The organism is Paraburkholderia tuberum STM678 (assembly GCF_902833905.1).
In the GTDB taxonomy this organism is placed as follows: Bacteria; Pseudomonadota; Gammaproteobacteria; order Burkholderiales; family Burkholderiaceae; genus Paraburkholderia; species Paraburkholderia tuberum.
The window spans coordinates 150037-169559 of the sequence record NZ_CADFGP010000010.1 but is presented as its reverse complement, the minus strand read 5'-3'; the positions used below and the strand labels follow the sequence as shown (position 1 = coordinate 169559).

Sequence of the window (19523 nt, the reverse complement as noted above, 5' to 3'; positions counted from 1 at the left end):
CGTGCGGCGCGGATGGCGCTCGCCCGCGCATCAACCGGCGAAAATCCGCCGCGGCTTCAGCAGTCTTCTGCCGCGCACCGACCAGTAGCAACCGCATGCCAGCAGCACGGCGATGCCGGCGAAAGTTTCGGCCGGTGTTGGCCGAATGCCGGCAAGACCCTCGACGGCAAACAGGCCGTGCGTGACACCCAGCAGCGCCGCCCACAGTGCACACGCGGCCTGCATCAGCAAACGGGTCCCTTTCATATGCCGAGCGCGGGTGTCGTGCGACCAGGTGGGCAGCCGGCGCGCGCAGAAAAAAACGATCGCCATCAGCATGATGACGAGGGTGACGATCCAGTCGATCAGTTTCATCGAAACAGCACTCCCCAAAAGCAGCCGCGACACTATAGGGAGGTGTTTCGCCTGCAACAGTCGGAAGATTCTGAATTGTGGGGCGCTGTTGAGCGATGTTGAGGCGAGCGCCGCTGCAAGTCGACGCTCGTTGCTGCACGTGGTCTCGGGACTCGGTGCGCGATCCGCGTGCCGACTGTCGCGTGAATGCCCAGCGGTCTCAACTCGGCATGCAACGCTTCCGTGATGCCTTCGACGGCGAACTTCGTCGACGAATACACGCCAAAGCCCGCCGCGGCACGATAGCCGCCAATCGATGGAACATTGATCACGTGGCCCGAGCGGTTCGCGCGCATGGTCGGCGATACAGCGAGCGTGGGCTTCGCAATACTGCCGCGGCAAGAAGCGCGCGCCGAAGACGATCGTTGAGGGAAGGGTCGCCTTTTGAATCGCGCGGACGTCAGCTCCATCAGGTTCGACAGAACCGCGACCAACTCGCCGGGGCGATCCGAAGCGGGCGCGCCGCGCAACGGCGGTATCATGGGCACGTCTTCGCATGTGCGAGCCGCCCGACGCGGCTCCTTCCAGATCATGATTTCATCTGTTTCCTCATCGTTATTGCACCGCGCGGCGGTCGTGGTCCTCGTGTTCGGCGCGCTGGCCGCGTGCCAGAAGAACGACGCGTCGGCCGGCCAGGTCGCGGGCAAGCTGAACGACGCCGCGCAGCTTGCCGGTCAGAAGCTCGATCAGGCCGCGAGCTACGTCGGCCAACAGGTCGATGCGACCAAGGACGCCGCGCAACAGAACCTCGACTCGGCCTCCGCGCCGTCGCTCAAGATCGACCCCGCCGCGCTCGCGTCGAGCGCGCAGGCCAACCTGCAGAACGCGGCGAGCGCGGCCAACGCGCAGCTCGGCAAGGCCGCGTCGATCACGGGCCAGGGCCTCGAAACGGCGGGGCGCAAGCTGCAGGCGTGGTCGGCGCAGAATGCGGGCGCGTCGGCTTCGTCGACTGCATCGACCGACTCCGCCGACGCGCAGAAGCAGATGGATAAATGACTCGCGCCGTTCGATCCGGTTTCGCCGTTTGACATTAGCATTATATGTAATTACGATGGTTACACATTGTCGTTTCGGGACGGATCTGCCGTGAACACGAGTAGCCGGTTTGCCTTTGCCGTGCATGTGCTCGCGCTGTTGTCGCTACAGGGCGGCGTGCCGTTGTCGTCGGAGATGATTGCGGGCAGCGTGAACACCAATCCCGCGCTCATTCGCCGGCTTCTGACCATGCTCTCCGACGCCGGCCTCACCACCTCGCAGATGGGCGCCGGTGGCGGCGCGTTGCTTGCGCGGCGGCCGGAACGGATCACGTTGCTCGAGGTCTATCGCGCGGTGGAAGACGCGCAGTTGTTCGCGTTGCATCGCGAGGAGCCAAATCCAGCGTGCATGGTGGGGCGCAATATCCAGAGCGTGTTGAGCGGGATCATCGACGAAGCGCAGCAGGCAATGGAAGCGGCGCTGGCCGCGCGCACGCTCGCCGACGCGACCGCCGACGTGGTCCGCTCGGAGAAGCAGCGCGAGCGCAAGCGCCGTGCTTGAGCGTGTCTTCGCGCGCAAGACGCGTCGGCGGTGAACGATAGAAGCGCAGTGTCGTTGGGCGCGGGTCGAACTATTCCGGCACGCGTGCCAAACAAAGGAACGGGGTGAGCGCCCCGCTTTTTTTCTCGTTATATGTAACTATAAAAGTTACATATAAGACAACCTGAGGAGTACGCTGATATGAGCAAGCAACTGAAGATCGCCCTGTTTGGCGCGACTGGCATGATCGGTTCGCGGATTGCCGCGGAAGCCGCGCGTCGCGGGCATCAGGTGACGGCGCTGGTGCGCGATCCGGCGCGCGTGCCGACCGGCGTCGCGAATCTGCATGCGGCGCAGGCCGATCTGCTCGACGCCGCGAGCGTCGGCGCGGCGGTGCGCGGTCAGGACGTGGTCGCAAGCGCGTATGCGCCGCCGCAGGGCGATCTCGCCGCCCTGACGCAAGCGACACGCGCGCTGGTCGAGGGGGTGCGCGCGGCGGGGCTGAAGCGCGTCGTCGTGGTAGGCGGCGCGGGCTCGCTCGAAGTCGCACCGGGCAAACAACTGGTCGATACCGACGGCTTTCCGGACGCGTACAAGGGTATTGCACTCGCGCACCGCGACGCCTTCGAGTACTACCGCGGCGTGACCGATCTCGACTGGACGTTCTTCGCGCCAGCCGCGCTGATCGCGCCGGGCGAGCGCACCGGCAAGTTCCGCACGGGCGCGAACACGCTGATTGCGGACGCGGACGGCAATAGCCGCATTTCGGCCGAAGACTACGCGATCGCGTTCGTCGACGAACTGGAGCAGGGCCGCTTCATCCGCCAGATCGCGACGGTCGCGTACTGACGAGCGGCGGTTCGAATTCGCCGGCCGCGCAAGCGTACTAACATTCGGTTACGCATGTTCGGCCGCGCCGGGCGAAACTGCGGCTACACTGGCGTCTGCCGTTTTCTCACGGATTGCCATGCAGTCATGCCCGTCGCGGCGTAAGTCCGAGGCTGCGCCGTCTGGCGGCGGGCAGCAGCCGGCGATTCTCAGCGCCCCCCATCTCTCCTCCGCTCACACCGCTCGCGACACGGCCAGCGGCGACGCCCGCCCGCGCGCGAGCACAGATGCCGTCGGTTGGTTTGCCGCGCTGCTGTGCGCCGCGCTGATTCTGTGCCTCGGCGCGCTGCCGCGCATGGCGCAAGCCGCGGGCCCCGCGGTCGGCGGCGGCACGCCGGTGATCCCGGCATTGCAGAGCCTGATCAACAGCGCGACGGTGAACGCGACGCCTGCGTCCGCGGCATCGGGGGCGTCGGCGCCCGAGGCGGCGTCGGCGCCGTCGCCCGCGAGCCAGGCGGAGCTGGCGCGCTCGCTCGACAGCGTGATCGCCACGCTCGACAACGACCGCCAGCGCAGCGCGCTCGTTGCCCAGCTGAAAAAGCTGCGCGACGTGTCGCAAAGCGCCGCGCAAACCGTCGGGCCACCTGCGCCCGCGTCCGCGCAACCTAGCCCGGGCCTGCTCGGCGCGATCGCCTCGGGCATCGCGTCGTTCGAATCCGACGTGCATCAGGGCCGCACGCCGGTGCGCTACTGGAGCGGGCGCATGACCGCGGCCGGCAACGAGCTGTACACGATCGTCTCGGGCCAGGGACACGAGGGTGTCGGCACGATCCTGTTGGCGATGCTGGGGATGCTGGCCGGCTGGGGCGCCTGTGCCGGCGCGCTGATCTATCTGCAGCAACGGCTGCACCGGCGCTTCGGTGTCGAGCTGGTGCTGCGGCCCAATCCCACCACGCGCGAGCTGCTGATCTTCGCGTTGCGCCGCGTCGGTCCGTGGATCATCGCGTTCATCGCGGCGCTGCTGTTCATGCGCGCGATGCCCGATTCGCTCGGCCGCACGCTCGGCATGGTGGTCGCGTATGCGATCGTCGCGGGCGCGGTGTTTTCCGCGATCTGTCTGATCATGTTTTCGCTGTTCGGCTCGGGCCACCGCCGCGTCGCGGTGCGTCTGCTGATCGATCACGCGCGCCGCGTGCTGTTCGTGATCGGCGTGTGCGGCGCGCTCGGCGACGCAGCCGTCAATTACGACGTCGAGCATCAGCTCGGCACCAACCTCGCCGCGCTGATTTCGACCGCGGCCAACATGACGGCCGCCGTGCTGACCGGCTATTTCGCGCTCGCGTTTCGCCGGCCGGTCGCGCATCTGATCCGCAACCGGCCGTACGAACAGCGCAACGACCACAAGGCCGCGACCGAAGCGTTCGAGGTGCTCGCCGCGCTGTGGCACGTGCCGGTGCTGGTGCTCGCGACCGCGTCGGTGGTCGCGACGCTCGGCGGCTCCGGCTCCAGCGAAAACGTGCTGCAGATCTCGATCGTCACCGCGCTGCTGCTGGTGCTGGCGTTCTTCCTGTCGGCGATCGTGCTGCGCATGACGCGGCCGCGCAGCGCCCGCGCGCGGCGCCGCTCGCCGTATCTGACGCGGCTGCTGCGCTTTTGCGGCACCTTGCTGACATTGTTCATCTGGCTGTTTTTCTTCGAATCCGCGGCGCGTCTGTGGGGGGTGTCGCTGGCCGCGGTGATCGAGAGGAACGTGGCGGCGCGCGGCGTCGCGCATGCGATGACGGCGATCGTCGCCACCGTGTTCATCGCGTGGCTGCTGTGGATTCTGGTCGACACCGCGATCACCGAGACGCTCAATCCGGGCAGCCCGCGCAACAAGGCGCGCAGCCCGAGCATGCGCGCCCGCACGATGTTGCCGCTGGTGCGCAACGTGTTGCTCGTCACGATCATGACGATCGGTGGGATCGTCACCGCCGCGAACCTCGGCATCAACGTGACGCCGCTGCTCGCGGGCGCGGGCGTGATCGGTCTGGCGATCGGTTTCGGCGCGCAGTCGCTGGTGACCGACCTGATCACCGGGCTCTTCATCATCATCGAGGACACGATCTCGGTCGGCGACTGGATCGACGTCGATGGCGGGCATGCGGGCACGGTCGAGCATCTGTCGATCCGCACCGTGCGGCTGCGCGACGGGCAGGGCGCGATCCACGCGATTCCGTTCTCGCAGATCAAGATCGTGAAGAACCTGTCGCGCGATTTCGCGTACGCGGTGTTCGAGGTGCGCATGTCGTTCTCGACCGATGTCGACGAGATCACGCAGCTGATCCGCGAAGTCGGCGCGGAGCTGATGGCCGACTTCCGCTACCGGCGCGAGATGCTCGGGCCGATCGAGGTGTGGGGCCTCGACCGCTTCGATCCGAACTGGATGGTCGTCAAAGGGCAGATCAAGACGCGGCCGCTGCAGCAATGGAGCGTCGCGCGCGCGTTCAATTTGCGGCTCAAGCGCAAGATGGACGAGGCCGGCATCGAGATTCCGGTCGCGCAGATGCGGGTGTACACATCGTCGAAAGATAGCGAGGGCGAGCCGCTGCGCGACGATGAGATGACCGGGTTCGTCGCGCCTGTGAATGCCGGTGCCGATGACAGCCGGCATGCGCATGGCGAGGCGCAGCAGCGGGCGCGGGACGGCGAGCGCGGCAAAACCCATCAAAGGGCGCGTGAACCCGCTCGCGAAAGAGACCGCGAAGGGCCGCACGAGTATCCGCGCGAAGCTGAGTATGAGGTGGGCGTCGTTGGCCCGTCGGCGCGCGCGTCGACACAGGTGCCGCTTGCGCCCGCCCGTGACGTGTCGCACGAACCGCGTCCGGCGCCGCCGACGACCGGACAGACCGCGCCGATTCCGCCGCAGATTCCGACGGCGGGTGATGTGGGTGGGAAGAATTGAGGCGGGGGTGTGTTTGGGGGCCGTGCAACCGTCAAACCATCTCCGCCGCGTCGGCCATGCGCACGATGTCGTTCACGTGCGTGCCGATCCGCGCGCCTTCGACGCCATAGATATGCAGCGACACCGCCGGCGCATCACTGCTGTTGCCAAGCCGATGAATCGCAGCACGGCCGCCGCGCACGAACGACACTGCACCGCGTTTGCGCGTCTGAGCGCGCAGCGCGCTCGCGCATTGATGCGCGTCGTCCCATTCGAAGACCGTTTCGCTCAGCTTGCCCTCGACCACCGCGTAACCGCACCAGGTGTGATGCGCGTGCACGGGGCTCGCCTGGCCGGGCTGCCAGACCAGCGCGGCAATCGCATAGCGGCCTTGCGGATCGGCGATGAGCAGATGGCGCCGATAGGTGTCGGCGGAACCTTCGCGTTGCATCGGTGCGAGCAGCGCCGGGTCCGCGGCCGCCTCGGCGAGCGCGAGCCGCATGGTGCGCGCGAAGAACGTCGAATGCGACGGTTCCGGAAATTTCGCGCAGGCTTCGAACATCGCATCGAGCGTCTCGCACAGGCGCTCGAGCGGTGTGCGCCCGATCTCGCCCAGCGTTTGTGTCGGTAACGCGGCCGCTTCAAGTCGGGCCGGGTCCGGCAGCGACTTCAGGTAGTCGGGAAGGTGCTCGAAAGCGGTGGCGCGAAGGTCGTCGCTCATGGTTTTATTGCAGCGCGGGTGCTGCTGTTCGGCAATTTTCGGTATCGATATTTATACCGGTTTGCCCGGAGAAAGAGTTTCCATATAATTCCCTCGGCCGTCAGAAAAGTAGAATAATTTCCTATGAGGGGTGGGTGGTATGAGTATGGATATCATCGATCGGAAGCTGCTCGAATTGCTGCAGGCAGACGCGACGATGCCGATCGCCGAACTCGCGCAGCGCGTGAACCTGTCACAGACGCCTTGCTGGAAGCGGCTGCAGCGCCTGAAGGAGGCGGGCGTGATTCGCGCGCAGGTGGCGCTGTGCGACGCGCGCAAGCTCGGGGTCGGAACCACGGTGTTCGTGGCGGTGCGGACGAATCAGCACACGGAGACATGGGCCGCCGCATTTACGCAGGCGGTGCGCGATATTCCCGAAGTGGTCGAGGTCTACCGGATGAGCGGCGAGACCGACTATCTGCTGCGCGTGGTGGTCTCCGATATCGACGACTACGACCGGATCTACAAACAGTTGATCACGGCCGTGCCGCTGTACGACGTGAGTTCGAGCTTTGCGATGGAGCAGATCAAGTATTCGACGGCGTTGCCGGTGCGGCCGGCTGTGACTGTCACAAATAACGGCTGACGCGCGACATGCGATGGGGCGGTGACGAACGAACGGAACACGGGTTCGCTACGATGGCGACGGGGTCGATGCATTTAAGGCGACGGGAGAGCACAGACCAAAATCACCAGCAGCGACACGAGGCAGACCGCGTGCCGTCAGGAGCGCCGCTTGCTGCCTCGACAGTAAACGCGCCACAGCGCATCCATGCTGCTCCCCCGGCTGCAAGCCGCGTGCAAGCCCACTGGGCGTAGAATGCCGCCTTCTCCGACCCATCCGCGACTGCTTCGCGAATCGAGCCCGCTTCATGACCAGACCGCCGCGCAAGAAGAATCCGACCTTTGGCATCTCCGTCTTTATCGTGGTGGCGATCCTGCTGGTGATTGCCACGCTGTTCTATAACGCGATCCGCGAAAAGCACGAGTTCGACAGCCAGCCCACGCAGGTGCCGCCAGTGGCTTCGCAGGCAGCCGCGGCGGCCACCGCGATGAAACCGGCGAGCGGCGCCGCGCAATAACGCCCGCGCGCTTCCTGCTTCACTCCTCCGGTAGCCGGATCATGCTCGCGTCTTTGCGAATCTGCGCGGACGCCGCGAGCATCTGCTTGCATTGATGCGCGAGCAGCTTCGTGTCATGCACGGCATCGGCCGTATAGTCCGGCGATTTCTCCGTTTCGACGACCATCGCATCGAGCTCGCGACTCATCAGTTTGATCTGCTCGCCCTGCTCGGCGGGCAACGCGGTGCCGGCTTCGGCGGCGCTCAGGTTGTCGCGCACGAGGCTCAAAGCGCGCTGCAGCGGCTGTAGCGAGATATCCTCGACCTGGTGCTGCTGTTGCGCGGAAGTGCGCAACAGTGGCGCGGCGGCCGTGATCTGCGACGCGAGCACATGGCTGCGCACCAGCAGACCGTTCAACTCCGGCACGAACTTCTGCGCGGACTTCGGTTCGAGCATCATCCGCTGGAACGCCTGACCGAGATTCGCGAACGCAACGTGAACGTTCTTGCGCGCGAGCCGATAACGGTAATCGCGGTCGAGCGCGGTCGCCGCGGCGGCAGCGGCGACCGATGCACCGCTTGCCGGGCGCGCGGTCGCGTTGCGGATCGTGGTGGTGTCATGGCTGGCCTCGCCCGCGTTCGCCTCGGCATTGGCGTCGGCGACCGGCTGTGCCACGCCGGCGCGCCCAGCGCCGCGCGCACCGACGCCACCCGCCACTTCGGCTCCGGCGCCGGAGCCGGAGCCGGAGCCGGCGACGGCGACGGCGAGCGCCGGGCCGCCAAAGCCGATCGCCGGATCCGCCATCGCCGCCGCCGGCGCGCGCGCGCCCGCTTCGGTCACGGCCGCGACCACCGCCGCGGCCGGTTTGCCGCTCCACCACCAGCTCGCTTCGAGATACTGCCGCGTCGCGCTGATCATGTTGTTGACGAGCTTGCCCATCAAGCGGTACTCCCAGTACGGGAACAGGTGGCTCGCCGCGATCGCGATCGCGCAGCCGACTACGGTGTCGATCGCGCGCTCGCCGATGATGCGCATGCTGCCCGGCGCGAGCAGATGGAACAGCAGCAGCACATACGATGACGTGAACACGACGCTCGCCGTGTAGTTGAACAGCAGCAGGCTGTAACTCATCACCATCGACGCGAACATCACGACCATCAGGATGTGCGGCTCCTTCACGAAGATGGTCAGCGCGATGCTCGCCGCGCAGCCGATCAGCGTGCCGATGATCCGCTGCCCGTTGCGCTGCTTGGTCAGCGAGTAGCCGGGCTTCAGAATGATCACGGTGGTCATCACGATCCAGTACGCGTTCGTGAGCGGCAGCAGGCGGCCGAGCCAGAAGCCCACGGCGACCGCGATCGTCACGCGCAACGCGTGTCGAAAGCTCGGCGAGGCCATTGTCAGATTCGACAGGATCTGCCCGAACGGCACGCGCCGGCTCGACACGAAACGGCTCAGCGCCTGGTCGATGCGCAGTTCGGTTTCGGTCGGGCTCGGCTCGGTGGCAAGGCTTCGGCGCATCTTGTCGATCAGCCGCGTGGCGCTCCAGATGCGGCGGAAATTCGACGACACGGCCGAATACGCCTCCGGGTTCTGCGTCGGCAGCTCCTGCTTGCGCATCAGTTCGATTTCATACTCGATCGCGCGCAATTCCGCCTTCACGTTCACGCGCATGCGCGGCGCCTGGTCCTGCAGCACCGCGAGGCCGATCTCCTCGAGATCTTCGGCCGCCTTGCGGATCAGATCGCGATAGAACACCAGCAGATCGGAGCCGCCGAACGTGCTGCGCACGAGCGGGTAATCGGTTTGCGCGCCGACGAACAGCTCGTGCAGATCGACGCTATTGATGAACAGGTTGTAGAGCATCGCGCGGCGTGGTTCGAGCTTGCCGCGCTTCAACTTGAGCAGATTGCGCAGCACGATGTCGCGCGCGGCGTCCTGGCGATCGACCGCGGAGATCTGCTTGTCGACGAGGTTGCGATAGCACTCGTCGAGATCGTTGTCGAGATCGTAAAAGGCGGCGCGCGCGAGCAGATAGTCCGCGCACGCGAACACGCTTTCGGCGAGCGCCTGCTGCTCGATCCGATGCATCATCCAGCGGCTCACGAAGGTCGACCAGTACGTGTACCAGAGACCGCCGAGCAGGATCCACGACGCGTTGACGAGCGCCTGCAAGGGCGTGAAGTGCTCCTCCAGCGTCATGATCATCATGAACAGCGTCGCGAAGCTGATCTGCGGCCAGCGATTGCCGTACACGACGATTAGCGACAGCACGAACGTGAGCGGCACGACCGTGCACCACAGCGCGAGCGGATTGACGGTGGCGAGGCCGGTGGCGAGCGCGGACAGAAAGCCGATCACCGAGCAGGCCAGCATCTCGTTGTGCTTGTACTTGAGCGGGCCCGGCATGTCGACGACGCAGGCGCCGAGCGCGCCGGTCGCGATCGTGAAGCCGAGGTCACGATTGTGAAACACGATCAGGCACAGGATGGCCGGTAACGACACGCCGACCGCGATGCGCAGGCCGCCATAAAAATACTGGCTATAAAGGAATTTTCTTATTTCGACCGAATAGCGCATCGACTACCTGAATCCATTCACCGAGAAAACCGTAGTTGGAAAGACAGCGCGAAACTGCCGTCGAGTCTAACTGATTTTGCGCGCGTTCTGACCTCGCCCATTCGGCCGGGTTATGCCCTGGGGATGGGTTTGTTATGCTGTCGCTTCAATGTCCGCCGTGGCTCGTGCGCATCGTTCGCGGGCCATCAGCGTGCCAAATGTGATCTGGAATCCATGCTTCAGCTCTTCTACTCGAACCGCTACGAAACGCTGGTGGGCGCGCTGCTCGGCGACCTCGCGCAAGCGCCGTCCGACCCGTGGACCGCGCGGCCCGTGATCGTGCCGAGCGCGGCCGTGCGCCGGCGGCTCGAGCTCGATATCGCCGCGCGCCAAGGCATCTGCGCGAACGTTAACTTTGGTTATCTCGCGCAATGGCTGTGGGCGCAGATCGGCGGCGTGATCGAGGTGCCGAAGCATTCGCCGTTCGCGCCGGACCGGCTCGTGTGGCGCTGCTACCGGCTGCTCGACGACTCAGACGAAGCGCTGCCGTGGAACGCGTCGCCGCGTCTGCGCACCTATCTCGATGCGGCCGACGCGTCGATGCGCTACGAACTCGCGCGGCGCGTCGCGACCGTGCTCGATCACTATCTGACTTATCGCCCCGAATGGCTGCTGCAATGGCACAAGGGCGGCTCGATCTTCGCGAGCGGCGCGGCTGACGACACCGGTCCGCGTCTGACCGGCGCGAGCGACGCGGCGCGCGAGGACGAGCGCTGGCAGGCGGCGCTGTGGCGCGCGGTGCTCGCCGAGCTCGCGCAGGCCGGCGGTCATGCGCAAACATCCGCGGCCGCGCTGCCGCCCGCGTATCGGTTCCTCGATGAAATCGCGGCGCTCGATCTCGAGGCGATCTCGAACGCGCAATGGCCCGAGGCGGTCAGCGTGTTCGCGCTGCCGACCATGCCGCCGCTGCATATCGCGTTGCTGCGCGCGCTGTCGCGCTGGATCGACGTGCGTCTGTACGTGATGAACCCGTGCCGCGAGTTCTGGTTCGACGTGGTCAGCGAAGGGCGCGTGCAGGCACTCGACGCGGCGGGGCAGCTCGACTATCAGGAAGTCGGTCATCCGCTGCTCGCCGAATGGGGCCGCCAGACTCAGGCGCAGCTGCATATGCTGCACGAGCTGACCGAAAGCGCCGCATCGGCCGAGACCGGCGACTTCACCGAAAACCCGGAGCCGAGCTGGCTCGCCGCCGTGCAGAACGGCATTCTCGCTTTGCGCAATGAGGCCGATGCCGACGAGTTGCCTATCGAGCGCGGTATCGAGGTGCACGTCTGTCATAGCCTGTCCCGGCAGCTCGAAGTGCTGCACGATCGCCTGCTCGGCTGGTTCGACGAATTCGACGATCTACAGCCGTCCGACGTGCTGGTCGCCGTGTCCGATCTCGCGGCGGCCGGTCCGCTGATCGATGCGGTGTTCGGCACCACGCCCGCCGGCGACACGCGTCGCATTCCGTACCGCATTACCGGCCTGCCGCCGTCGCAGGCCAATCCGGTCGCGCGTCTGTTGCTCGACTGGCTCGCGCTGCCCGAGCGCAGCGTCGGCGCGCCGGATCTGATCGAATGGCTGCGCGTCGACGCGGTCGCGGTGCGCTACGGCATCGATGCGAATTCGCTCGAAGCCGCGCAGGAATGGCTCGCGGCCGCCGGCGCGCGGCGCGGGCTCGCGCCGCTCGAACCGGTCGGCGAGCACGTACCGGTCGCGCGTCATACGTTCGCCGATGCGCTGACGCGCCTGTACCTCGGCTACGCGATGCCGGCAGGCGGCGAGCCGGTCGATGCGTGGCTGCCGGTCGAAGGCGCGGGCGGTTCGGATGCTGAACTGCTCGGCCGTCTGTCGCGTTTCGTCGACGACATCGACAGCTTCGCGGCGAGCTGCGCGATCGAGCGCACGCCGTCCGACTGGTCGCAACTGCTGCTCGAAACGCTCGGGCAGTGCTTCGACGGCGGCGTCGAGTTCGCCGATTCGCTCGCGGCCGTGCGCGACGCGCTCGATGCGATGAGCGCCGCGATGCAGGCCGGCGCGCATGATGTGTTGCTGCCGGCCTCGGTGGTGCGCACCGCGCTCACCGAAGCGCTCGATGACCCCGCACGCGGCGGCGTGCCGTGGGGCAGCGTGACGTTTTCTTCGCTGACGAGCTTGCGCGGTTTGCCGTTCCGCGTGGTCTGCCTGCTCGGCATGGACGACGGCGTGCTGCCGTCGCTCGCGCGTGCCGACGAGTTCGACCTGATGGCCGCGTTTGGCAAGGCCGGCGATCGTCAGCGCCGCGACGACGAGCGCAATCTGTTCCTCGATCTGCTGCTCGCCGCGCGCGAGCGGCTCTTCATCGCCTACACCGGCCGCAGCATTCGCGATAACGCGCCGCTGCCGCCGGCCGCGCTCGTCGACGAACTGCTCGATCATCTCGCGCAGGTGTCGGCGGGCGAGGACGCGAGTCCGGCCGGGGTCGACAGCGCGCGGCGCGAGTTCATCGTCGAGCATCCGTTGCAGGCGTTCGCGTCGGACTACTTCGCGGCGAAGCCCGACCTGTTCACCTACGACGCCAATCGCGCCGAGCTGGCCACGCTGCTTGCCGAACCGCAGCATGCCGCCGCCACGCCGTTCTTCGATCAACCGCTGCCGCCGGAAGATATGCACGAGGTGGAGTTCGACGACTTCGTGCGCTTCTGGCGTCATCCGGCGCGCGCACTGCTGCGCGACCGGCTCGGAATCGCGTTGTCGGATGCGCAGGGCGAGTTGCTCGACACCGAGCCGTTCGATCTCGACTATGCGGGCCGCGACGCACTCGCCGAGCGCCTGCTGCCGGTCCTGCTAGACGCCGGCACCGACGACGAGGTGATCTACAGCCGCGTGCAGCGCGTCGCCGAGGCGAGCCCCGAGTTGCCCGGCGGCGCGACCGGCGCGGTCTGGCGCGCGCGCGAGCTGTCCGCGCTGCGGCAGTTGGCGCAAAGCGTGCGGCGCGAAGTGGCCGCGGGCGTCGAGCGCTTGCCGTTCGTGCTCGACGTCTCGCCGCGCTGGCCGCAAGGCGGCGATGGCACCGACAGCGCCGTCTCCCTGTTTGGCGACTACGACGCGCTGTTGCTCGAGTCCGCCGAAACGCCGCTGCAATTGCGCGGCACGTTGAACCTGCTGACCGGAACGGGACAAGTGATCTTTCGTTATGCCAAAGCCAGCGCGCGCGACTATCTGTCCGCGTGGCTCGCGCATCTGGTCTATTGCGCGGCGCAGCCGGACGGCCCGCGCCGCACCGTATGGCACGGCAGCGGCGAGAGCTTCGAGCTCGCGCCCGTCGCGGCTCCGCTCGACGAGCTCGCGCCGTTGGCTGCGCTCTTCAATGCCGGCCGCCGGCTGCCGCTGCGCTTTTTCCCGAAAAGCGCATGGGCGCGGCTCAGCGAAAGCGAATCGGCGGCGCAAGGCGTATGGGTCAACGACCGCGTGCGCGGCGAATCCGACGACCCCGCGTTGCGCATCGCGCTGCGCGGCACACCGCTCACGCTCGACGAACCGTTCGGCAGCCTCGCCGCGATCGTCTTCAAGCCACTGATCCAGCATTTGCGGAGCGCCTCATGAGCGACGCGCTGCGCCATCAAAGCCTCGCCGCCGACGAACTCGACGTGTTCGCATGTCCGCTCGACGGCGTGAACCAGATCGAAGCGTCGGCGGGCACCGGCAAGACGTGGAACATCTGCGCGCTGTACGTGCGGCTGCTGCTGGAAAAGAACCTGAACGCGGATCAGATTCTCGTCGTCACGTTCACGAAGGCCGCGACCGCGGAGCTGCACGAGCGCATACGCGGCCGTCTCGCGGAACTGCATCGCGCGATCGAGATGGACGACGACGGCGACGATCCGTTCATCCGCCGGCTGTTCGAAACGACGCTCGCGCCGGAGCGCGGTATCGAGCGCGAGGCCGCGTTGAAGGTCGTGCGCCGCGCGCTGCGCACGTTCGATCAGGCCGCGATCCACACGATCCACGCGTTCTGTCAGCGCGCCTTGCAGGAAGCGCCGTTCGCGGCCGCGATGCCATTCGCGTTCGAGATGGAAGCCGACGACGCGGCGCTGCGTTTCGAACTCGCCGCCGATTTCTGGCGCGAGCAAGTCGAGCCGGTCGCGCATGCGCATCCGGCGTTCGCCGCGTGGCTGGTGGCCAAGCGCGCCGGTCCCGCGTCGCTCGACGAGCAACTGGCACGGCGCCTGAAAAAGCCGCTCGCGCAATTGCGCTGGGGCAGCGTCGACGCGGCCGGTGCAAGCGCCGATCCGCAGGCCGGCTTCGATGTCGCGTGCGCGATCTGGCGGGCCGAACGCGACGCGATCGTCGCGCTACTGGCCGAGGCACAGGAGCGCCTGAGCAAGACCACGCACAAGCCCGATCACGTGAGCGCCGCGATCGCCGCGTGGACCGACTACTTCGCGCAGGGCGACTGCCATGCGCCGCCGCCGCGCGCCGCGCTGAAGCTGACGGCGTCGGCGTTGAAGAAGGCAACCAAGGTCAAGTTCGAGCCGCCCGCACATCCGTTCTTCGAGCATGCCGACGCGCTGGCCGCGGCCGTGGTCGCCGCCGAGGCCGCGCAGCGCGCGCGCTGGCTCGCGCTGGTGCAGACATGGCTCGACTACGCGCCGGCCGAGTTGGTGGCGCGCAAGCGCACGCGCCGCGTTGTATCGTTCGACGATCTGCTCGCGAATCTGTATCGCGCACTGGCCGCGCATGCCTGGCTCGCCGATGCATTGCGTAGCCGCTATCCGGCCGCGCTGATCGACGAGTTCCAGGACACCGATCCGCTGCAATTCGCGATCTTCAGCCGCATCTTCGCGCCGGCGGGACCGCTGTTCCTCGTCGGCGATCCGAAGCAGGCGATCTACAGTTTTCGCGCGGCGGATCTGCATACGTATCTCGCGGCGCGCGAGTCGGCGTCCGCGTGCTACACGCTCGCGGTCAACCAGCGTTCGACCGCACCGATCGTCGAGGCGTGCAACCGGATCTTCGAAGCGAACCGCCAGGCGTTCGTGCTCGACGGGCTCGACTATCAGCCAGTGCGTGCGGGTGAGCGGCGCCGCGCGCCGTTTACCGATCCCGACGCGAGCGGCGGCGATTTCCGCATCTGGACGTTGCCGCGCGGCGCAACGCCGCTGGACAAACGCAGCGCGCAGCGCGCCGCGAGCGAAGCGTGCGCGGCCGAGATCGTGCGGCTTTTGCGAGGGGCGCGCGAAGGTGTCGTGACGATCGGCGACAAGCCGCTCGCACCGGGCGATATCGCCGTGCTCGTGCAGACGCACAAGCAGGGCAGCCTCGTCAAACGCGTGCTCGCGGCGTGGGGCGTCGGCAGCGTGGAGCTTGCGCAGGCGTCGGTGTTCGCGACGCTCGACGCCGAGCAGATCGAGCGCGTGCTGGCCGCCATCGACACGCCCGGCGATCTGCGTCGCCTGCGCGCCGCGCTCGCCACCGACTGGCTCGGGCTCGATGCCGCCGCGCTGTGGCGTCTCACGCAGGTCGCCGATGCGCCCGCGGCCGAGGCCGTTGACGAACCCGCGCCAGCGCTCGACGCCGCCGACGCGATGGGCTGGGTCGAGCGTTTTTCGCGCTACCGGATGCTGTGGCACGAACGCGGCTTCGCGGTGATGTGGCGCACGCTGATGCGCGAACTGCGCGTCGCGCAGCGGCTCGTCGCGGGTGTCGACGGTGAGCGTCGGCTGACCAACGTGAACCATCTTGCCGAGCTCGTACAGGCGCGCGCGGCCACCCAGCCCGGCATCGCGCCTACCTTGCGCTGGCTCGCCGCGCAGCGCGAGCAGGGCGGCGGTGACGAGGCGCAACTGCGGCTCGAGTCGGATCGCAATCTCGTGCAGATCGTCACGGTCCATAAATCGAAGGGACTCGAATACGCGGTCGTGTTCTGTCCGTTTCTGAACGATGGCGGCTTGCGCGAGCCGCCCTCGTCGGGCTTGCCCGATGCGCGCGAGTATCACGACGACAGCGGCGACGCGGTGCTGCACTACGGTTGCGACGAAGAGGAAGCCGAGCGCGCCTCGCGTTACGCGGTGCGCGAGCAGGCGGCGGAACGCGCGCGGCTCGTCTATGTGGCGCTCACGCGCGCGGTGTATCGCTGCTACCTGGTCGCGGGCACGTATCTGTCGTCGCGCTCGACGAAGGAGTCGCGGCGCAGCGTGCTGAACTGGCTCGTCGGCGGCAGCGGCCACACGTTCGACGCCTGGCTCGCCGAGCCGCCCGACGAAGCCGCGCTCGCGGCGAGCTGGCAGGCGCTCGCGGGCGGACCGGTCACGTTGCGGGCGCTGCCCGAAGTGACGCGCCGCGTGCCGCTCGAAAGTCTGCGGGATCAGGGCACGCATCTGCACGCGCGCGCGAATCGGCGGCCGTTGCGCGATCAGTGGCGCATGGCAAGTTTCAGCGGGCTGATCGCGGCCGGCGGCAGGAGCGCGGATGCCCACGCGCACGCGCCGCAGGAAGACGTGCGGCCCGACCACGATGAAATCGCCGATGCGCTACCCTCCGCGCCGCTGCTCACGCCGCTCGCCGCGTCGAGCGCCCCGGCGCATGCCGACGACGACATCCTCGCGTTCCCGCGCGGCGCGGCGGCCGGCGATTGCCTGCATCGGATGTTCGAACTCGCCGATTTTACCGAGGCGCGCACCTGGCCCGACGCGATCCGCGGCGCGCTGCGCGAGCGTCCGGCGCCGGCCGCGCCCGAGCTCGCCGCGCGCTTGCCCGCGATGATGCATCGGCTGATCGCCGACGTCGTCTCGACCGAACTCGTGCCGGGCATGACGCTCGCGCGGCTCGATCCGCGTCGGCGCCTGAACGAACTCGAGTTTCTGTTCGCGGCCCCGTCGCTGGATTTTCCGGCGCTGCGCGAGCTGCTGATCGAATACGGCTATCCCGACGTCGCGCTGGAGCCCGGCGTGCTGCGCGGGTTCGTCAAAGGATTTATCGACATGATCGTCGAGCACGACGGCCGCTTCTGGATCGTCGACTGGAAGTCGAACCATCTCGGCGACACCGCCGCCGACTACGCAGCCGCGCCGCTCGAAGCGGCGATGACGAGTCACGCGTACCACCTGCAGGCGCTGCTTTATACGGTCGCGCTGCATCGCTATCTGAAGACGCGCGTGCGCGACTATGCATACGACACGCATATCGGCGGCTACCTGTATCTGTTCGTGCGCGGCGTGCGGCCCGACTGGCGCGATGTCGACGGCGCCGCCGGTGTGCACAGGCGGCGTGCGCCGTTCGAACTGGTGGCGCTGCTCGACGCGGCGATGATCGGAGGTGGCGCATGAGCACGCTCGGCACGCTTGACGAGCGTGCGGCCGCGCCGCTCGGCCTCGAAGACATCGGCGTCAACCTGCCCGCACCGGCCGATTTCAGCATCGCGCTGGCCGAAGGGTTCGCGCGCCGTATCGGCATGCTCGCGCGGCGCGGTGGCGCATCGACCGAGGTGGTGAAGTGGGCCGCGCGCGGCGCCTTCGCCGCGAGCCGCGCGACCGCCGAAGGGCACGTGTGCGTGCCGCTCGCGACGCTCGCGCGCCGCTTCGACGCGTCGAGCGCCGAAGTGCGCGCGGCGCTGCTCGCGAGCGGCATGGCAAGCGAGGGCGCAGCGGACGCGGCGGGCGCGGCGGGCGCGGCGGCGTTGCGCCCGCTCGTGATCGACGCGCAGGGGCGTCTCTATCTCGCGCGCTACTACGACTACGAGCGGCGCCTGGCCCACGCCCTGGTCGCGCATGCGACGGGCGAGGCGAGCACCGCGAAGGCCGACGCCGACACCGCCCCCGCCGCTTTGCGCGAACGCCTGCTGCGCTACTTCGGTCCGCCGCGAGACGACGACGTCGACTGGCAACGCGTCGCGGCCGTGATGGCGCTGTCGGGGCGGCTGACGATCGTCAGCGGCGGCCCGGGAACCGGCAAGACCACGACCGTGGTCGGCGTGCTTGCGTGTCTGCTCGATGCGCGGGCCGATTTGCGCATCGCGCTGGCGGCGCCGACCGGCAAGGCGGCGCAACGGATGCAGGAAGCGTTGCTCGCGCGCGCGGGCGAGCTGCCGCCCGAACTCGCCGCGCGTTTGCCGCAGACGTCGTACACGCTGCATCGCTTGCTGGGGTCGGGGCCGGGCGGGCGCTTCCGGCATCATCGCGATAATCCGTTGCCGTATGACGTGGTCGTGATCGACGAGGCGTCGATGATCGACGTGGCGATGGCCACGCATCTGCTCGACGCGATCGGGCCGCAAACGCGGCTCGTGATGCTCGGTGACAAGGACCAGCTCGCCGCGGTCGAAGCCGGCGCGGTGTTCGCCGAACTCAGCGCGCGGCCGGCGTTGAGCGCGCGCGGATTGCAATGGGTCGCGCAGGCGCTCGACATCGACGAGGCGCGGCTCGCGCGGGCTTTGCCGCGCGCGTTGCGTGAAGTCGATGAAGCACCTTTGGACGATGTATTTGCGCCGCCCGAGACGCCGCAAACCTTCGAGCCACCCGCGTCGGGCGATCCGTTCGGTGACGGCGTGACATCGGCGACTGGCGAGCAGGCGGATCGCGATAAGCGATCGGCGATCGAACGCAACCCGCTCGCGGACTGCGTCGTCTGGCTCGAGCGCAACTACCGGTTCGGCCTCGAGTCGCCGATCGGCCGTTTGTCCGTCGCGATTCGCAACGGCTCACCGAGCGCGGCGCTCGACGTATTGCAGATCGACCCGACCGAGGTCTGCGCCGCGGCGCTGCACGAGGACGCTCACACGACGCTGGCCGAGCGCACCACCGCAAGACTTGCCGGGGGCTTCGCGCCGTACGCCGACGCGCTTGCCAGGGCGCTCGCCGTCGATACGCCCGATCCAGTGCCGCTCTTCGACGCGCTCAACCGCTTCCGCATCCTCTGTGCGACGCGGCTCGGACCTCGTGGCGTCGATCAGGTCAACGCGGCGATGGCGGCTGAGGTGCGCCGCGCCGCGGGCGTCACGCTCGCGGTCGGCGCGCAGTGGTTTGCCGGACGTCCGGTGATGGTGACGCGCAACGATTACGCGCTGGGTCTGTTCAATGGCGACATCGGCATTGCGCTGCCGGGCGCGGGCGGCGCGCTGCGCGTGTACTTCCGCACCGGCGACGGCGGTGTGCGCGCGGTGTCGCCGGCCGCGCTGCCGCCGCACGACACCGCGTTCGCGCTGACGGTCCACAAGTCGCAAGGTTCGGAGTTCGAGCAAGCGGTGCTGGTGCTGCCGTCGGCGTTCAGCCGGGTGTTGTCGCGTGAGCTCGTGTATACGGCGATTACTCGCGCGCGCGAACGTGTCGAGGTGATCGGCGCGCGAGCCGTGCTCGCGCAGGCGATCGCGACGCCGACGCAGCGTGATTCGGGGCTGGCCGCGCGGATTGCCGAAGCATCGCGTTGATCGCGCGGCAGCAGGCAGAAAGAGCGAAGTGGCGGACT

General features: G+C 67.8%; 12 protein-coding genes and 1 pseudogene. 9 read left to right on the top strand and 4 right to left on the bottom strand.

What is annotated here, in order from left to right; genetic code table 11:
* Positions 1 to 30: 30 nt before the first annotated feature.
* The gene (locus HWY30_RS11515; RefSeq protein WP_090804088.1) at positions 31 to 354 is read right to left on the bottom strand and encodes a hypothetical protein; all 324 of its coding nucleotides are present in this window, start codon (positions 352 to 354) and stop codon (positions 31 to 33) included.
* A gap of 173 nt (positions 355 to 527) precedes the next feature.
* Positions 528 to 710: pseudogene (locus HWY30_RS11510) on the bottom strand (SDR family NAD(P)-dependent oxidoreductase); the annotation flags it as partial.
* Between the two features lie 214 nt (positions 711 to 924).
* Between HWY30_RS11510 and HWY30_RS11505 the strand changes: the two are divergent.
* The 4 genes from HWY30_RS11505 to HWY30_RS11490 all read left to right on the top strand — a co-directional run bounded on the left by HWY30_RS11505 (position 925) and on the right by HWY30_RS11490 (position 5680).
* Complete coding sequence (locus HWY30_RS11505; protein WP_167368673.1) at positions 925 to 1389, top strand: BCAL1086 family glycoprotein; 465 nt, start codon at positions 925 to 927, stop codon at positions 1387 to 1389.
* 90 nt (positions 1390 to 1479) lie between these two features.
* On the top strand, positions 1480 to 1929 hold the full coding sequence (locus tag HWY30_RS11500) for an Rrf2 family transcriptional regulator (RefSeq protein WP_090804091.1): 450 nt from the start codon (positions 1480 to 1482) through the stop codon (positions 1927 to 1929).
* Between the two features lie 180 nt (positions 1930 to 2109).
* Positions 2110 to 2757, top strand: coding sequence for an NAD(P)-dependent oxidoreductase (locus tag HWY30_RS11495; protein WP_090804093.1), 648 nt, complete (start codon positions 2110 to 2112; stop codon positions 2755 to 2757).
* 118 nt (positions 2758 to 2875) lie between these two features.
* Positions 2876 to 5680: a mechanosensitive ion channel family protein gene (locus HWY30_RS11490; protein WP_090804094.1), complete on the top strand. Its 2805-nt coding sequence runs from the start codon at positions 2876 to 2878 to the stop codon at positions 5678 to 5680.
* A 31-nt stretch (positions 5681 to 5711) separates the two neighbouring features.
* Here the strand turns inward: HWY30_RS11490 and HWY30_RS11485 are convergent, their stop codons facing one another.
* Positions 5712 to 6380, bottom strand: coding sequence for a cysteine dioxygenase family protein (locus HWY30_RS11485; protein WP_090804096.1), 669 nt, complete (start codon positions 6378 to 6380; stop codon positions 5712 to 5714).
* 139 nt (positions 6381 to 6519) lie between these two features.
* Here HWY30_RS11485 and HWY30_RS11480 point away from each other — a divergent pair, with 139 nt between their 5' ends.
* Positions 6520 to 7005, top strand: a complete 486-nt coding sequence (locus HWY30_RS11480) for an Lrp/AsnC family transcriptional regulator (protein WP_090804098.1) — start codon at positions 6520 to 6522, stop codon at positions 7003 to 7005.
* A 286-nt stretch (positions 7006 to 7291) separates the two neighbouring features.
* Positions 7292 to 7501, top strand: a complete 210-nt coding sequence (locus tag HWY30_RS11475) for a hypothetical protein (RefSeq protein WP_090804099.1) — start codon at positions 7292 to 7294, stop codon at positions 7499 to 7501.
* Between the two features lie 19 nt (positions 7502 to 7520).
* Here the strand turns inward: HWY30_RS11475 and HWY30_RS11470 are convergent, their stop codons facing one another.
* Positions 7521 to 10061 (bottom strand): FUSC family protein, encoded by a 2541-nt coding sequence (locus tag HWY30_RS11470; protein WP_090804101.1) that lies wholly within the window; start codon positions 10059 to 10061, stop codon positions 7521 to 7523.
* A 213-nt stretch (positions 10062 to 10274) separates the two neighbouring features.
* Between HWY30_RS11470 and recC the strand changes: the two genes are divergently transcribed.
* From recC to HWY30_RS11455, 3 genes are read left to right on the top strand one after another with little or no spacing between them, the layout of a single operon-like run.
* Positions 10275 to 13667 (top strand): exodeoxyribonuclease V subunit gamma, encoded by a 3393-nt coding sequence (recC, locus tag HWY30_RS11465; protein ID WP_090804102.1) that lies wholly within the window; start codon positions 10275 to 10277, stop codon positions 13665 to 13667.
* Positions 13664 to 17389: an exodeoxyribonuclease V subunit beta gene (recB, locus tag HWY30_RS11460; RefSeq protein WP_090804104.1), complete on the top strand. Its 3726-nt coding sequence runs from the start codon at positions 13664 to 13666 to the stop codon at positions 17387 to 17389. Before recC ends, recB begins: the two co-directional genes overlap by 4 nt.
* The gene (locus HWY30_RS11455; RefSeq protein ID WP_090804105.1) at positions 17386 to 19485 is read left to right on the top strand and encodes an AAA family ATPase; all 2100 of its coding nucleotides are present in this window, start codon (positions 17386 to 17388) and stop codon (positions 19483 to 19485) included. Before recB ends, HWY30_RS11455 begins: the two co-directional genes overlap by 4 nt.
* The last annotated feature ends 38 nt before the right edge of the window (positions 19486 to 19523 follow it).

Bases quoted from the DNA above. Each gene is read 5' to 3' on its own strand.
- HWY30_RS11475 (WP_090804099.1), top strand. From the start codon at position 7,292: ATGACCAGACCGCCGCGCAAGAAGAATCCGACCTTTGGCATCTCCGTC.
- HWY30_RS11515 (WP_090804088.1), bottom strand. From the start codon at position 354: ATGAAACTGATCGACTGGATCGTCACCCTCGTCATCATGCTGATGGCG.
- HWY30_RS11485 (WP_090804096.1), bottom strand. From the start codon at position 6,380: ATGAGCGACGACCTTCGCGCCACCGCTTTCGAGCACCTTCCCGACTAC.
- HWY30_RS11455 (WP_090804105.1), top strand. From the start codon at position 17,386: ATGAGCACGCTCGGCACGCTTGACGAGCGTGCGGCCGCGCCGCTCGGC.
- HWY30_RS11480 (WP_090804098.1), top strand. From the start codon at position 6,520: ATGAGTATGGATATCATCGATCGGAAGCTGCTCGAATTGCTGCAGGCA.
- HWY30_RS11505 (WP_167368673.1), top strand. From the start codon at position 925: ATGATTTCATCTGTTTCCTCATCGTTATTGCACCGCGCGGCGGTCGTG.
- recC (WP_090804102.1), top strand. From the start codon at position 10,275: ATGCTTCAGCTCTTCTACTCGAACCGCTACGAAACGCTGGTGGGCGCG.
- HWY30_RS11495 (WP_090804093.1), top strand. From the start codon at position 2,110: ATGAGCAAGCAACTGAAGATCGCCCTGTTTGGCGCGACTGGCATGATC.
- HWY30_RS11470 (WP_090804101.1), bottom strand. From the start codon at position 10,061: ATGCGCTATTCGGTCGAAATAAGAAAATTCCTTTATAGCCAGTATTTT.
- HWY30_RS11490 (WP_090804094.1), top strand. From the start codon at position 2,876: ATGCAGTCATGCCCGTCGCGGCGTAAGTCCGAGGCTGCGCCGTCTGGC.
- recB (WP_090804104.1), top strand. From the start codon at position 13,664: ATGAGCGACGCGCTGCGCCATCAAAGCCTCGCCGCCGACGAACTCGAC.